The sequence below is a fragment of the Romboutsia sp. 1001713B170207_170306_H8 genome (genome assembly GCF_015550495.1).
In the GTDB taxonomy this organism is placed as follows: Bacteria; Bacillota; Clostridia; order Peptostreptococcales; family Peptostreptococcaceae; genus Romboutsia_E.
The window spans coordinates 219541-235161 of record NZ_JADNAX010000002.1; the positions used below are offsets into that span (position 1 = coordinate 219541).

Annotated in this window: 15 protein-coding genes and 1 pseudogene; all 16 read right to left on the reverse strand. The window is 24.5% G+C overall.

Going from position 1 to position 15621, the window contains the following annotated elements; translation table 11 throughout:
• Positions 1 to 185: 185 nt before the first annotated feature.
• Positions 186 to 959: a sensor histidine kinase gene (locus I2A66_RS05710; protein WP_195251188.1), complete on the reverse strand. Its 774-nt coding sequence runs from the start codon at positions 957 to 959 to the stop codon at positions 186 to 188.
• Between the two features lie 563 nt (positions 960 to 1522).
• Positions 1523 to 2230, reverse strand: coding sequence for a LytR/AlgR family response regulator transcription factor (locus I2A66_RS05715; protein WP_195251189.1), 708 nt, complete (start codon positions 2228 to 2230; stop codon positions 1523 to 1525).
• Between the two features lie 180 nt (positions 2231 to 2410).
• Positions 2411 to 3292, reverse strand: coding sequence for an EAL domain-containing protein (locus I2A66_RS05720; RefSeq protein ID WP_195251190.1), 882 nt, complete (start codon positions 3290 to 3292; stop codon positions 2411 to 2413).
• Complete coding sequence (locus tag I2A66_RS05725; protein WP_195251192.1) at positions 3276 to 3653, reverse strand: hypothetical protein; 378 nt, start codon at positions 3651 to 3653, stop codon at positions 3276 to 3278. The genes I2A66_RS05720 and I2A66_RS05725 overlap by 17 nt, the downstream gene beginning before the upstream one ends.
• A gap of 218 nt (positions 3654 to 3871) precedes the next feature.
• Positions 3872 to 4588: a LytR/AlgR family response regulator transcription factor gene (locus I2A66_RS05730; RefSeq protein WP_164489045.1), complete on the reverse strand. Its 717-nt coding sequence runs from the start codon at positions 4586 to 4588 to the stop codon at positions 3872 to 3874.
• A gap of 146 nt (positions 4589 to 4734) precedes the next feature.
• Complete coding sequence (locus tag I2A66_RS05735; protein ID WP_195251194.1) at positions 4735 to 5853, reverse strand: sensor histidine kinase; 1119 nt, start codon at positions 5851 to 5853, stop codon at positions 4735 to 4737.
• 334 nt (positions 5854 to 6187) lie between these two features.
• Entirely contained in the window at positions 6188 to 6730 is a 543-nt protein-coding gene (locus I2A66_RS05740) for a hypothetical protein (RefSeq protein WP_147516232.1), read from the reverse strand.
• Between the two features lie 13 nt (positions 6731 to 6743).
• Positions 6744 to 7712 carry an ABC transporter substrate-binding protein gene (locus I2A66_RS05745; RefSeq protein ID WP_122639120.1) on the reverse strand — a complete coding sequence of 323 codons (969 nt, stop codon included), beginning with the start codon at positions 7710 to 7712 and terminating at the stop codon, positions 6744 to 6746.
• Between the two features lie 32 nt (positions 7713 to 7744).
• Positions 7745 to 8458 carry an ABC transporter ATP-binding protein gene (locus I2A66_RS05750; RefSeq protein WP_147516231.1) on the reverse strand — a complete coding sequence of 238 codons (714 nt, stop codon included), beginning with the start codon at positions 8456 to 8458 and terminating at the stop codon, positions 7745 to 7747.
• Positions 8445 to 9209 (reverse strand): ABC transporter permease, encoded by a 765-nt coding sequence (locus I2A66_RS05755; protein WP_147516230.1) that lies wholly within the window; start codon positions 9207 to 9209, stop codon positions 8445 to 8447. Before I2A66_RS05755 ends, I2A66_RS05750 begins: the two co-directional genes overlap by 14 nt.
• Positions 9202 to 9828: a hypothetical protein gene (locus tag I2A66_RS05760; protein WP_195251196.1), complete on the reverse strand. Its 627-nt coding sequence runs from the start codon at positions 9826 to 9828 to the stop codon at positions 9202 to 9204. Before I2A66_RS05760 ends, I2A66_RS05755 begins: the two co-directional genes overlap by 8 nt.
• Before the next feature lie 264 nt (positions 9829 to 10092).
• Positions 10093 to 11136, reverse strand: a complete 1044-nt coding sequence (locus tag I2A66_RS05765) for a PTS sugar transporter subunit IIC (RefSeq protein ID WP_122639116.1) — start codon at positions 11134 to 11136, stop codon at positions 10093 to 10095.
• Between the two features lie 113 nt (positions 11137 to 11249).
• Positions 11250 to 11417: a winged helix-turn-helix transcriptional regulator gene (locus I2A66_RS17765; RefSeq protein WP_195251312.1), complete on the reverse strand. Its 168-nt coding sequence runs from the start codon at positions 11415 to 11417 to the stop codon at positions 11250 to 11252.
• Positions 11411 to 11710 carry a hypothetical protein gene (locus I2A66_RS05775; RefSeq protein ID WP_122639115.1) on the reverse strand — a complete coding sequence of 100 codons (300 nt, stop codon included), beginning with the start codon at positions 11708 to 11710 and terminating at the stop codon, positions 11411 to 11413. The genes I2A66_RS17765 and I2A66_RS05775 overlap by 7 nt, the downstream gene beginning before the upstream one ends.
• Before the next feature lie 264 nt (positions 11711 to 11974).
• The gene (locus I2A66_RS05780) at positions 11975 to 14218 is read right to left on the reverse strand and encodes a BspA family leucine-rich repeat surface protein (RefSeq protein WP_147516228.1); all 2244 of its coding nucleotides are present in this window, start codon (positions 14216 to 14218) and stop codon (positions 11975 to 11977) included.
• Between the two features lie 432 nt (positions 14219 to 14650).
• A pseudogene (locus I2A66_RS05790) lies at positions 14651 to 15490 on the reverse strand (sensor histidine kinase).
• Positions 15491 to 15621 lie beyond the last annotated feature (131 nt).

Here is a 15621-nt window from a genome sequence, read left to right on the forward strand (position 1 = left end):
TCTGAATTAAAGTCAAATATAAAAACTTTATGGTAATTTTTTACAATAGCATCACTTTATACTATATCAAACCAAATAAAAAAAATCTACAGTTACATTAAAACTGTAGTTTATTGCTCCTTATAGTTTAAATAATTTATATCTCTGTAATTTATTAATAATTTGCTAAATATTAAATATATAAATTAATCTTTATATTGTATCATCATATATGTTGTAAATATATTATTTTCATGTTTTCTATTGATATATCCATCATATTTTTTTACTATATTATCAATCTGTATTAAACCTACACCGCTTATATCATTATTTTTTGTAGTTAAAAACCTTCCATTTACTTCATTTACAATACCATTCGTATTATTGCTTATTTTTATCACTAATCTACTATGTTCCGAAACGATTTTTAAATTAATAAATCTATATTCCGAAATAGTGCTCCCTGCTTCAATTGAGTTATCTAATAAGTTTCCTAAAATAATACATATATCGATATTAGAAATTTTTATTTCTGCATTTATACTTAGCTCTAAATTTATATTTATATTTTTTTCTTCTATAATTTTCATTTTACTAGCTATTATAGAATTTATAGCTATATTATTTGTATATATATTTTTATCTAATTTACTAATATTAGAATTTATTTCATTTATATATGAAAGAGCTTCTTCTTTTGTTCCTATTTCTAATAAACCTGTAATCATACTTATATGGTTTTTTAAATCATGCTTCCATCCCATCATTTGCTTATACATATCTATAACCTCTTCATCATGTACTTTGCGGTCTAAGTTTATTTTTAATATGAATTTCTCTTCTATTTCTTTAGATAATATATTTAGTACATATACAGATAATATTTGTATTATGCATAATATAGATACAATGAATACCATCTCTCTATTAGCTATATATATTTTTTTTATTGAATTTATCTCTAATACAAGAATCAATAACTGACTTAATATTAATACTATCCCACCTACATATAATATTTTATCTTTTATATATTTAATAAAATTTATAAAGTTAATATTATTTAAAAATATATAAACAAGTATAAACTGAATAGATTTATTAAATAAAATACTAAAACATTTATTATAACTAAAATAAATTATAGTATGAATTAATGGCAAATTCAAAATATTTGATGTTAAAATAAATATTGTGAAAGAACACACTAGGTTTATACTAATATAAAATGAAGATAAAAAAAACTTTTCTGACAACCTTCCTTCTCTAAATAGAAGTGGGTATAGTAACACTAAACTATAATACCCCAAAACAAATAAGACTATTTTACCATCTTTAAGTTTATATAATATGCTATTCTGTTTAGTTGATGGTATAAAAAAATAAAATATAATTATAAGTATAGTATACAATCTAGTATATTTTTTATTTTTAGATGGCATTATTTTATTAAAAAAATAAATCATCATAACTATATTTATAAAATTAAATAGTAAATCCATCTCATAAAAGTTATTCATAATTTTATATAAATCCTTTTTTAAGTGATATAAGTTATAAATGCATCATTTATTTCTTTATATTTACCTCTACTTATAGGTATTTTAAATCCACTTTCTAATACTACATTACTTTTCGTTATCGACTTAATATATTTTAAATTTACTATATATGACCTATGGCATCTAACAAAGTATTCATTTGGTAAGATTTCTTCCATTTCACTTATTTTCTTTCTTAACGTTATTTTTTCTGAATTTGTGTGAATATCTATATACGGAGAAAACATTATGCAATAATGTATTTCATTATAATCTAATTTTATGATATGTTTTGATGTATCTAAAATAATCATAGATGTTTCACACTTATCACTTATCCTATTTAATGTTTTATCTAAACAGAATTGTAAATCTAATTTCTTTACTGGTTTCATTAGGTATTGTAATGCTCCAACTTTATATCCATGTAGTGCATATTTAAAAAATCCAGTTACAAATACAATATCCATGGTTTTATTTTTTTCTCTAATTATATTAGATAACTCAATTCCAGACATTTTGCTCAACTTTATATCCAAAAATATAATGTCATATTTGTTATAATCTGACCATTGAAATAAAAACGATTCTGCACTTGAAAAGTTGTCAATTAATATATTAATACCTTTTTCATTGGCCAAATTTGTAATTTTACTATTAAGTAAGTCCATTTGTACCGCTTGGTCTTCACATATCGCTATCTTCATAAATATAATCCACCTCTACTTATTATTCCATTTTTCATCTCATTAAATATTAATTTCCTATATAATAATAAAACTAAATTTATTAAATGTAAAATTTATTTTATAATACATTATTATTTTTAATTTAAATAAAAAAATCATATTGATTTTAAACAATATGATTTCTCTAAATTATTTATTTTATATAATTAAGTATTCATGTTCAAATATTTCATCATTAATAGGCTTTGATAAATAATATCCTTGCCCAAACTTATATCCATTATTCACTAAAAATTCAAGTTGCTCTTTAGTTTCTATTCCTTCCGCAACTAACTCTATATTACTTTTATTTGCTAAGTCCCATATAAATAATAAAATAGAATCAATTTTTTTATTTTCCCCAATTTTACTAATAATACTTTTATCAATTTTTATAATATCTAAATCTATATTCATAGAAAATGATATATTTGAATGTCCAGATCCAAAGTCATCTAAAGATACTTTTATACCTAATCCTCGTATTATATCAATTTTCTCATTTATTTCTTTTATGCTATAATCCACATACTCTCTTTCTGTTATTTCAAATTCTATGTAATTTAAATCTATATTATATTTTTTTATCATGGCTTTTAAAATCTCTATAAAATCTGGTCTCATTAATGTACTCTTTGATAGGTTTATTGACATAGGTACTATGTTATTTCCATATAAATTATTCCAATAATATAATTTTTTTAAAACTTCTTTAATTGTATGATAATCTATTAGATAAACGAGATTTATATCTTCTAATATTTCTATAAACTTATCTGGGTATATAATACTACCATCACCTTTATGCCATCGTATTAAAACTTCTGCGCCTATAATTTGATTGCTTTGTATATTAAATTTAGGCTGATATACAAATTTAAATTCATTTAATCGAATACCTTTTTTTACTTTTTTATATAAATCAATTACATCTGTAGCATTAGATTCTTTGCTATATATCCTTTCTATATTTTTAATCAATAAGTTAGCTATAAGCTCAATGATGTACTTAACTGTATGTATTTTACAATCGAAGTCCATATATATATCCATAGGATTCATTTAAAATATCAAATGGATATATTATAAAATTTTCTATACCTTGAGATATTATTAAATTATAATGATAATTATAATTTTCTTGTATATAAATTTCATCATAATATAAACTTATCTTTTTATCCTTTTCTAAGTTAAATAGTAAATCATTAATAATGTCTATATATTCCATTGAAAACTCTTTATTTTCATTTTCATCTTTTTTATTTCTTTCACATATATATATTCTTATAAATGGCAATATCTTTTTTATCTCTTCTATTAAATTATCAATATCATTGAAATTGTTATCAAATATATTTAACAATACTTCTGAATATAAATTAAACTCTTTTCTGCTCATATGTTTCTCCTATTCATATATAATGTATTAATTAAACTTAGTAAGACTATTTATATCTTCATTTTTTAATAATTTATATTAAGTAACTGTTATTTTTTAAAATTTGTATCTAAAGGTTTAATTTTTTAATCTAAATGTATAGTTTTACAAATAAAAAAACATACGATTACTATGGTTATTATCGTATGTTTTCATATTTTAGTTAAATTAATATTTTATTATATTTCACATAAATAATTTATATAGCTATCATTAACCTCTTTATACTTGTTTCTACTTACAGGTATACTTACTCCATTTTCTAATATAATAGTATTTTTTGATATTGACTTTACATATCTTAAATTTACTATATATGATCTATGACATCTTATAAATAAGTTATCTCTTAAGTCATCTTCTACTTCACTTATTGTTTTTCTTATGACTATCTCTTCTTTTATTGTATATATAGTTATATTAGGAGAAAACATTTCAAAATAATATATTTCATCATAGTTTAATCTTATACAATTTTTAGAAGTCTTTATAATTATGAATTTTGATAATTTATTTGTATAGTTTAATTTTTCTAAAACTTTATCTAAACATAAATGTATATCATTTTGACCTATTGGTTTTAACAAATATTGCATTGCATTAACACTATATCCGTGTAAAGCATGTTCAAATATTCCTGTCGTAAATACAATATCAACTATTTTATTTTTTTCTCTAATTAAATTAGAAAGTTCTATTCCCGATATATACTTCATTTTTATATCCAAAAAAATCAAATCATATTTATCATAATCTATCCATTCAAATAAAAAGGATTCTGCACTTCGATATTTATCAACTTTTACCTCTATATTCTTTTCCTTAGACCAATTTTCAATGTATTTATTTATTATATTGAATTCTTCATTGTTGTCCTCACATATTGCTATGTTCATAAGAAAATCTCCTATCCAAATATGTATCATTTAATATTAATAAATTCTATACATATCATAATATAAGTTATACATTAATTAAATATATAATTTATTATATTCTTAGATATAAAAATAATTTAGATACTGTATTAATTTCGATTATTTTATTTATACTCTATTTTTATATAAGTAGAAAATACATTATCATCATAACTTCTATTGATGTATCCATTAAATTTCTTTACTATATTATCAATTTGAATTAAACCAAATCCATGTCCATCTTCTTGTTTAGTAGTTTTAAATTTACCTCTTATCTTAATTAATTTTCCATCACAACTATTTTTAACTCTAAGAATTAATTTACTACCCTCTGATATTATTATTAAATCTATAAATTTATTTCCTTTAAATTTTTCACAACTTTCAATAGAATTATCCATTAAATTACCAATAATTGTACATATATCTAGGTTAGGTATTTTTATCACTGTATTCATCTTTATCTTAAAATTCACACTTATATTCATTTCTTTTGCAATATTTATTTTATTAGATAACAAAGAATCTATAACTATATTATTAGTATAAATACATGATTCAAACTTACTAGTCCTTTTTTCAATATCTCTTATATACTCAATCGCCTTATTTTTTTCATCTAATTCTAATAATCCTAATACTACATTTATATGATTGCGGAGGTCATGCCTCCAAGCGCTCATCTCTTTGTGCATATTTATTATATAATCTTCGTATTTTTTATAATTTAATTCTTCTACTATTATACGTTTATTTCTCATATGCTTAGAGAGTATATCCATCCCATACATAGATATTACTTGTATTAAAAATAAAAACAATGTAATAATACTCAAACCTTCTATTGCATCAATTGAATATGCAATTGTATATCTTACTGTAGTATATAGTATTATATGCTCTGAAAATAGTATAATACTTCTTGTATATAATGATTTATTATCTATATCTTTTGTAAACTTACCATATTTTGAAATTATTATTATAACTATAAATCGTAGCGATTGATTTAGTATAGCTAGATTATAGTCTCTATTCATCATTATATTTATAAATGTATCATCTGACATGATAGAATAAAATATTGTAGCAACTATTGTTAATAATGTTGTAATATAAAGATATAATGATCCTAAGTATAATTTTTCTGATAAAGCTCCTCGTCTAAAAATCACTGGATATGAAAGTATCATAATATTATTAGTTAATGTTAGTAAAAATACACTACTATTATATTTCATACTAAATATAACGTTTAAGTAAAATTTGGGTATAATTGGGTATAACATAATCAATATAATAAAATAGATAAATGTATATCTTGTTTTATTACCTTTTGATAACATTAATTTATTAAAAAAATATATCATTTCAATAATACCGATGAAATACGTAAAAAATTCATAACTACTGAAATTACTCATTTAAATCTCCTTTTGTTGTATTAAAATGATAATTGAATTATTTGTAATATACTCTAATAATATTGTATTAGTTTTATTTTTATAATCTAAGTTAGACAAAAAAAGGTTGTAATTGATAATTTCAACTACAACCTTTCTATCTATTCTAATTTTAAATTATTACAAATAGGTCTTCTGGTTTAGATTTTATTATACTGCTAGCCAATTCTTGTCTTAATAACAAAAGTTTTTCTTGATCTTCTACTTTCATAGAAATATTTTCTGCTTTACATTTATGTGACAACTTTGAATATGCTATAAATTCTTCTGGTATTATTCCTTCTTTTAAATATAATTTAACTAATTTATCATCATATCCTATCTCAAAATAATATCTACCGCCACCAGGTGCAACTTGACCTAACTTATCATCAGAATATGCAAGATCTAATCTTAAATTATTATGTGTTTTTACACGCATAACCATTTCTGTTGCATCTATTATACCTCTTCCATTTTTTCCTATTCCGCTATAAAAACTAAATCTGCCTCTTTGTGGTATTTCATTACAAAGTCTTGGAAAAGTCATCAACATTATTTTAAATGCTAAAGCTGCTCCACCTATCATTTCTCTACCATGATATTTTAAAATATCATCATAAGTTATCTCTATAATATCATTTTTATCTTTTACTATAACCTTTTCTTGTGTCATTTGTATTCACCTACTATTTTATAAAAAGTTCATCTGTATTAACTTCTTCTTCTATCATTCCAGTTTTAAACATAAAGTCAGCTACATTTTGAAATGCCTTACGGTCTTCATCTGTAATTTCTATACTAAAATCATATTGCTTGTACATTTCTTCAACTGCAGATTTATCTAAATCAAGTTCATTAGCAACTATTTCCATAGTCTCATCGTAGTTTTCATTTATATATTTAATAATATTTTCTTGACCTTTAACGAATAGTTCAACTTCTTCTTTATGTTCATTATAGAAATCTTCTCTAACTGCCACTGCTATTACTGCATCTGTTAATCCTTTTCCGTTAGTAACTAAGTTGTAACCCTGTTCTTTTGCTTTATATGCAGTAGGTCCTGCAAGTAATGCTACATCAATACTTTTTCCATCTAAGGCTGCCTTTGCATCAGGTATAGCCATATTTACATAATTAACATCATCTATACTCATTCCAGCTTCTTCAAGGTATGCTATTAATAATTGATGTAAGTTAGTTCCAACTGGTCCTGCTATCGTTTTACCTTTTAAATCTTCTGCTGATTTTATACTTTCATCAAGTGAATACATACAAAATGCTTCTGGTGATCTACTGTACATATTTAATATTTTTATATCAGCATCGTTTGCTGCTGCTAAAACTACTGAAGTTCCTCCAACTGCATATAATATATCAACATCTCCTGAAGCTAATGCTTGAGTTTGGTCTGAGCCTGATGTTATTTCGGCATACTCAATAGCTATATCTTTACCATTTGCACTAAACTCATCTGCAAATATATTTTTATTCTTTTGTATTATACTCGGTACATTCAGCGGTGAAGTAACATGTGTTATTACTAGCTTATCTAAACTAGACTCTTTTGTTGCTGAACATCCAGCAATTGATGTCATCATCATTCCTGCAGAAAATATTGCTGTTAATTTCCTTTTTATTGATTTACTTAATTTCATAAATTTCTCCTCCACTGTTTATGTTTCTTTAATTAAATAACTTTTAAGTCATCAATTATTTGCTTTTTTAAATTGACAAATTTATCATCTAATAAATCTCTTGTACTACTTTTTTCATCAATTTTATATTGAGATTTAATAATTCCTTTTTCTAATACTACAATTTTGTCACCAAGAATAAGAGCTTCATCGATACTATGAGTTACAAATAAAATTGAACATTTTAATCTGTTATGAATTTTTAATAATTCCTTTTGCATTTGTTCTCTTGTAAAGTAGTCTAATGCTGAGAAAGGCTCGTCCATCATTATAAGGTCTGGGTCATATGCAAATGCTCTTGCAATAGATACCCTTTGTTTCATTCCACCTGATAATTGACTGGGATATGCACTATAGAATTTCTTAAGTCCCACAGTTTCAATAATTTCATCAACTCTACTGTGGTCTACTTTCTTATTATGTATGCCAAATGTTACATTAGATTTTACATCTAGCCATGGCATCAATCTATCTTCTTGAAAAACATATGCTGTCTTTTTTGAGTTATACCCTAGAATTTCTCCTTGGTCAAATTCTTCAAGCCCTGATACAAGTCTAAGTAATGTAGTCTTTCCACATCCACTTCGACCTAGAATTACTGTTATCTTATTTGCTGGTATATTTAAATTTATTTCATTTAAAACCTTTATACTTTCTTTTTCAACAGTATAAATTTTACTTACATTTACTAATTTAATTCCATCCATTTTTATCTGATCCTTTCAAAGCTTTATCGATTATAAGTGCAAATAATCTATCAGTTATATAACCAACTACACCTATTACTAAAATACCGACTATAACCTTATCTGTTCTAGACATTTGCTGAGCAAATAAAATCATATGACCAAGCCCTGATGATGCTGCAATCATTTCTGCACTTATTATAGCCCTCCAACTATATCCTAATCCTATCCTCATTCCAACTAATATATCTGACATAGCATATGGAAGTCTTATCTTAAAAAAGCTTCTTGACTTTGAATATCCGTAAACCTTACCAACTTCTAATAATTTTTTATCACAACTTATAAATCCCTTTACTGTATTTAAATATATTGGGAAAAATGAAGTTAAAACTATTATTCCTATCTTAGTTGTTTCACCTATACCAAACCATAAGATTAAAAGGGATATCAAGCTTAATGGTGGTACATTTTTTAAAAATTGAACTATATTCTCATAGTAATCATTGTATTTTGGAAAAATAACTCTCACCATTGCTAATATAAATGCAAATAAAGTTGCTATGAAAAATCCTTTTAAAACTCTTATATAACTTATATAAATATCTTCAAAAATTTCTCCAGACAATATCATTTTAATTAGGCTATCTAATACCTTTTCTGGTGAAGGTAAAATATAAGAACTAACAAATTCCATCTTAGTAACTATAGCCCATATTACAATTAGGATTATGGCAGAAATTGATGTTTTTTTAATTTTACTGCTATTCATTTATTAACACTCCATCTCCATTATTGCATCCATTTGTACAATAAAGCATTTCAACTAAGTCATCTTCCTTATGTAACTTATTTTTAAAGTAATCTTTTATATTTTCTTTTCCTGAAATACTTCCTACTTTTACTTCTAAGGACTTAAAGTAACCTGGAGGAATAGGACTTTTATCAAGTAGTTTTACTTTAATCATTTCATGTAAATTTAAATTCTTTATAAATTCTTTCCAACTTACGAATACTGTATCTTCTAAATTCTTTTTGTTTCCATATAAAGCTAAACTTTCACATGGCGTAGTAATTACTTTCTTCTTTCCTTTTAAGTCGCTTCTATTTGCGATTTCTATACCACAATGTATTAGAATTGGATCAATATGAGGAATAAAAACATCACTCTCATTTATATATTCATCAATAGTATCTATAGCCAAAGGACATCTTTTATCTAGAAGTGTCTTTTCTGTTGATTTAAGAGCTTCATTATACTTTTCTTTTACAATCTTATGCCAATCATTTTCAACTTCTATCCTTAAGTAACCATTGTTAAGTAATAACTCATCTAGCTCTTCTTTTATATACATATTGTCTACAACTGGGTTTATAAAAATATATTTCATAGCTGCCTCCCTTCTCTCATCGTCTATATTTCTATTTATAGATACTGATTATAAGATTATCAATAGCTTATATACTATTGATAATCTTATAATTTGAATTTCAAAATATATTATATAGTATTTGATATAGATAATCAATATCATTTTTATATATAAATATGCCCTATATCGCTCTTATTATAATTTATACATAAAAGCAGATATAGAGCATATTTCATATATAATTAAATAGTCTAAATATACGTTTTCATATAAAATATTATTCTAAGCTACATTTTCTTCTACAGCTTTATTTCCTCTTATTTCTGCAGCTGTAACTATTTTATAGTTCTTAAATATTTTATATCCTATGAATCCTGCTATTGCTGATAATACAGCACATACTACAGCAGCTATTACAACCTTTACTGGTGGATTGTAAGCAAATGATACCGCAAGACCTGCTATTGCAGTAGCTGTTCCTGGTGAATTATTTACTAATCCCATTAATGCAACTACAACTCCACATGCAGCTCCACCTATAAAGTTAGTAACATATATTGGTATTGGGTTTGCAGATATTATATCTGCTTGTGTTAAAGGTTCTATAGCAACTGCTATATTGTCTTCTCTTGAACCAAACTTCATTTTTGAGAAGAATACATAGTTCATGAAAGTAGATCCAAATACTGATAATGCACCTATTGCCATTGGCACACCACTTAATCCTATCATAGCTGTTAAAGCCATAGAAGAAAGAGGAGCTGTAGCAACAACTGTTATTAATCCACCTAATACAATTCCCATTATTATTGGTGATGAACTAGATGCAGATGTTAAAACTGAACCTATAGTTCCTAATGTACCATCAACTAAAGGACTTGTTACATCCCCTATTAAGTATGCTAATGGTGCTGCAACAACTATTATAACTATTAAGTCTAAACCTGCTGGTACCTTTTCTTCTAAGTACTTAACTACAAATGCTACTAAATAACCAGCTATAAATCCTGGAAGTATTTTGAAGTTTAAGCATGTTAAACCTATTAATACAGCATACACTGGTGAAACTCCCATTGATATCGGTACTAATATTCCCGCAGCAACTCCACCTAAAGAACCGTTGGCTGCACCTGTATTATAAAATAAATCTAAGTTTAATATGTCTCCAAAGAATGAGTAGTTAATAGCCTCAACTAGGAAACTTGCACAGGCAGCGTTTGCAAGACCACCCATTGCCTTCATACCTTTTGGTGCTTTATAACTAAATAAAGTAAATAAAGCTAATACTAGTAACAGTAATCCTGTTCCCGTTAAAATGTCTTTCATAAAAAATCCTCCTAAATAGTAAGTAATATTAATACTCCTCTATAATAACGACAAAAAAAGACATATAAGGTCCACTTTTTAAAATTTGTTTAATAAATTTTATATTTTTTATTTTAACTTTTTTTATCATTTATTATGATATTATTCATAATTAATAAGTCTAATTGCTGAGTTAACATCTTTTTTGTACATCCATTTATAGCTCTTTGTAATTCTCCGAATCTAATTTTATTATTTTTAATTTCCCATATTATTATAGCTACCCATTTTTTACCTAATATATTTTATCTTTATTAAGATAGCAATGATAATATTTTTCGTCAGCTTCTATAACTAACAATTCATCATTTATAATTATTTCATTTATATTTCCATCTTCTACTTCACATACTGTATATTGATTTTCATTTCCAAAACTTAAATAAGCCTTATCTTCTTTTGGCTCATATCTAAATCTTACCTTAGAATCGCTTAGTTTTAATTCAGTATCTTCTAATTTATGTTTTATTATTATATCCGTATACTCATTCTTAGTAAGCACTTCTTTTATTTTATAAGTTAATTTATTATTCATATTATGTATACCTACCTTATTTTTAATTATGTATTTACTATAACAAGATTAAGTTAAAGCCTCAATTAGGTACTTTTTTGTAACTAGTTTATGAGTTATTAAATTTATATTATATGTAAATATTAATTTAATAACCTATTTGTGCCTAATATGAATTATTTATAAAGTAGAAAACTCATATCTAATTATAGATATGAGTTTTTATTTTGATAATACATCTAAATTTATAAAATTCTATTCATGATTTAAAATTTATATACAACTTTATTTATTTTTCTTCCTATTGTTTATAAATATACCTAATATAGATGTTAATCCTAATCCAATTCCCCCTAAGACACCTGCATCTCCTGTTTGTGGATTATCATTACTTACAGAATTTGATCCATTTAAACTGTTTCCACTCTCTGGTTTCTCAGTTGCATTATTATCATTATTACTTTCTTGGTATTTATCGTCAACTGGTACATCATCTGGTAATGTAACTGGTGTATCTGTAGTATCAACTGGTACATCATCTGGTAATGTAACTGGTATAGCTTCCCATTTAGCATAATAAGTTGTATTTAATTTATCTAAAATAGAAGCTTTATCTCTTGTTATTGTTTGTTCAACTTCCCAAGATACAAATTTGTACCCATATCTTGTAGGATTTTTTACTATTAGTAAACTATTTTCTATTTCTTTGTCTATATCAGCTTCATTGATACTTCCTAATACATTTGTATTAAAAAGTGAACAAGTTTTTTCACCATTTTCAAATACTCCACCATTCGCATTTAATGTTGGACCTACTGGTAAACAAGCATCTGCTGTATAATCGTATTCTCTTAATCTCCTATCTTTAGTAATAACTAATAACTCTTTTTCAAAATCAGATAAATTATGTTCAATAATATCATTACTATTACTAGCAACACTAATATGCTTTGCAAACATATGATTTGTTTTAACATTATTATTTAAATTAAAACTAGATAAATCTAAAATAGTAATATTATCTAAACTCGCAAACATAGCTGTCATGTCTGTTACTTTGGATGTGTCAAATTCATTTAAATATAAATTATTTACTCCACTATTACAAAACATAAATGACATATCTGTTACTGATAGTGTTTTAAATGTACTACCAAGTACTATCTCTTTTAAATATTCTGTATTACGGAACATTCCCTTCATATTTTTTACATTTGAAGTATCAAAACTGCTTAAATCTACTTTCTTTAATAAACTGTCGCTAAACATATATGACATATTTTCGACATTTGAAGTATCAAAACTACTTAAATCTATATTTTCTAAAGAAGCGCAATCTTTGAACATATTATTCATAAGACTTACTGATTTTGTTGTAAACTCACCACCAAACTTTATATCTGTTAATTCACTACATCCTATAAATAAACCTGTCATATTAGTTACTTTTGATGTGTCTACTCCACTTAAATCTACACTTTTTAATGAAGTACAGTCCTTGAACATATTATACATATTAGTTACATTTGGTATCTGTAGTCCATTTAATTTTACACTTTCTAAATTATTTAATCCACTAAACATACTCGATATGCTTGTTACTTTAGATGAAATTTTTAATCCACTTAAATCTACACTTTTTAAAGTATTACATCCGCTGAATGTATTTGATATATTTCCTACACTTGAAAGATCTGCTCCACTTAAATCTACACTTTCTAAATTATTACATTCACTGAATGTGTTTGATATATTTTCTACACTTGAAAGATCTGCTCCGCTTAAGTCTATACTTTCTAAATTATTACATCCACTAAATATATTTGACATATTATTTACATTGGAAGTATCTAAGACTCCTAAGTTCACACTTTTTAATGAAGTACATCCACTAAACATCATTTCCATACTGGTTACATTATTTGTCTCTAGCCCACTTAGGTCTATACTTGTAAGCGCTATACAATCTTTAAATATACCTTTTAATGAAACAGGTGTTTGTACCTTCTCACCATTATCTGATTCTTCAAATGTTATACTAGTTATTATAGATTTTTTATTTGGATCTGAAAAACATTTTTCACCTCTTAACTTAACCTTTTTACCTCCAACTTCGGCTGGTATGACAATATCTTTATTTGTACCAATATATTGTTCTAAGAATACAATACTTGGGTCACTAGAATATATTTTGATTTCCCAATCTTTTTCTAATTCTTCCAAAGTTATTGATTTACTCATTTCTTTAGTAAATATTTGCTCTTGAATATCTTCATTTTCAACAGATATTTCCTCAGTGCCTAATTTATCTTTGCTAATCACTTCTTCTTTATCACTTATTTCCTCATTATCTTCTACTTCAATGACTTCTTCTATATATTCTTTAACTACTTCTTCATTGATATCTGAGTCTAATTCAATTGCGTAAGCTAAAGTAGATACATTAGATGTAACTAGAGTAATTGTTAATGCAGTAGCAGTTCCAACATTTTTTAATTGATGTGTTTTCTTACCATTTACGTTTCTCATATAAGTTTTCCTCCAAAAATAATAAACTTCTATATTTTACATTTTTACTTTATACCAGCTATAATTTGTGTTTTATTTTCTATTGTTAAAATAGCTTAGTATTAAAATATTTTATTTTGTAAATCCTATCATATTCTTACTTTTTTTCCTTATATTGCATGTTAATGGTAATATTTTTGTTGTAATTAGTAAAATTTTGTATTAATTATAATTATTTGAATTAATTAAATTGTATTTTAATTTATTATAAATTTTATAATTCTATAATTTTGCAAATTTAAATTATAATCCTACTTTATACTTATCTTTTTAAATAAAATAAGGTAGGTTTAGCATTTTCTGCTATACCTACCTTAACTATGTATATATTTCTATTGATTTAATTACATATTCACTATAATAAATTTTACAACTATCTCTAAAATTATAACTTTAGTTTCTAAAATTTAATATATTAAATATATATATCAGAAAGGATTTATTAACTATTTCATGTGAATTATATTCTTTATATTCTCTATTATCTATATTAATAGGTAAATCCACTATAAATTTAGTACCTTCATTTAATTTAGACTCTACACTTACCTTTCCATCATGTAAGTCTACAAATGATTTAACTATAGATAAACCTATTCCACTTCCTTCATTTTATCTAGTCATAGTATTATCCAGTCGAACAAATTTATCAAATATTTTCTGTGAATTACAATTTTCAATACCTATACCATTATCTTCTACTACAATCCTTAATATATCATTCATCTTTATCAAATTAACGCTTATAATACCTTCATTCTTTGAAAATTTAATTGCATTAGATAATAAATTAAGTAATACTCTTTCTATCTTATTACAATCAATATTCATCATAATTTCTTCATCTGTAGTATCAAATATAACTTCTAAATTTCTCGCTTTTATATATGGAAGTATTAATGTTACAACACTTTCTGAAAGTTCAACTATATTTACTTTATCTAGATTTAAAGTTATGTTTCCAGATTTACATTTATCTATATCGATTATGTTATTTACCAATCTTAATAGTCTATTACAATTATCATCTATAAGCTTTGCACTATCCTCTTTTAATATAAAGTTATCTTTATATTTATTAGATTTTGTAAGTTGCATTACAGATGTTATAACTGTAATTGGTGTTCTTAGCTCATGAGTTATATTGGATATAAAATATGATTTTAATCTATTAACCTCTTTAGATTCATTTATAACACTTAAAAGCTCTTTTTCATATTTTATTTTATACATAATGTAAAATATCAAAGTAATAATTATACTAATTAATCCAGTTGTGAATACCAAAATAGGGATACGTACGTCTTTATTTTTAAGTATATATTCTATCGGATCATTTATAATTATTGAACCTTTAGGTAGTC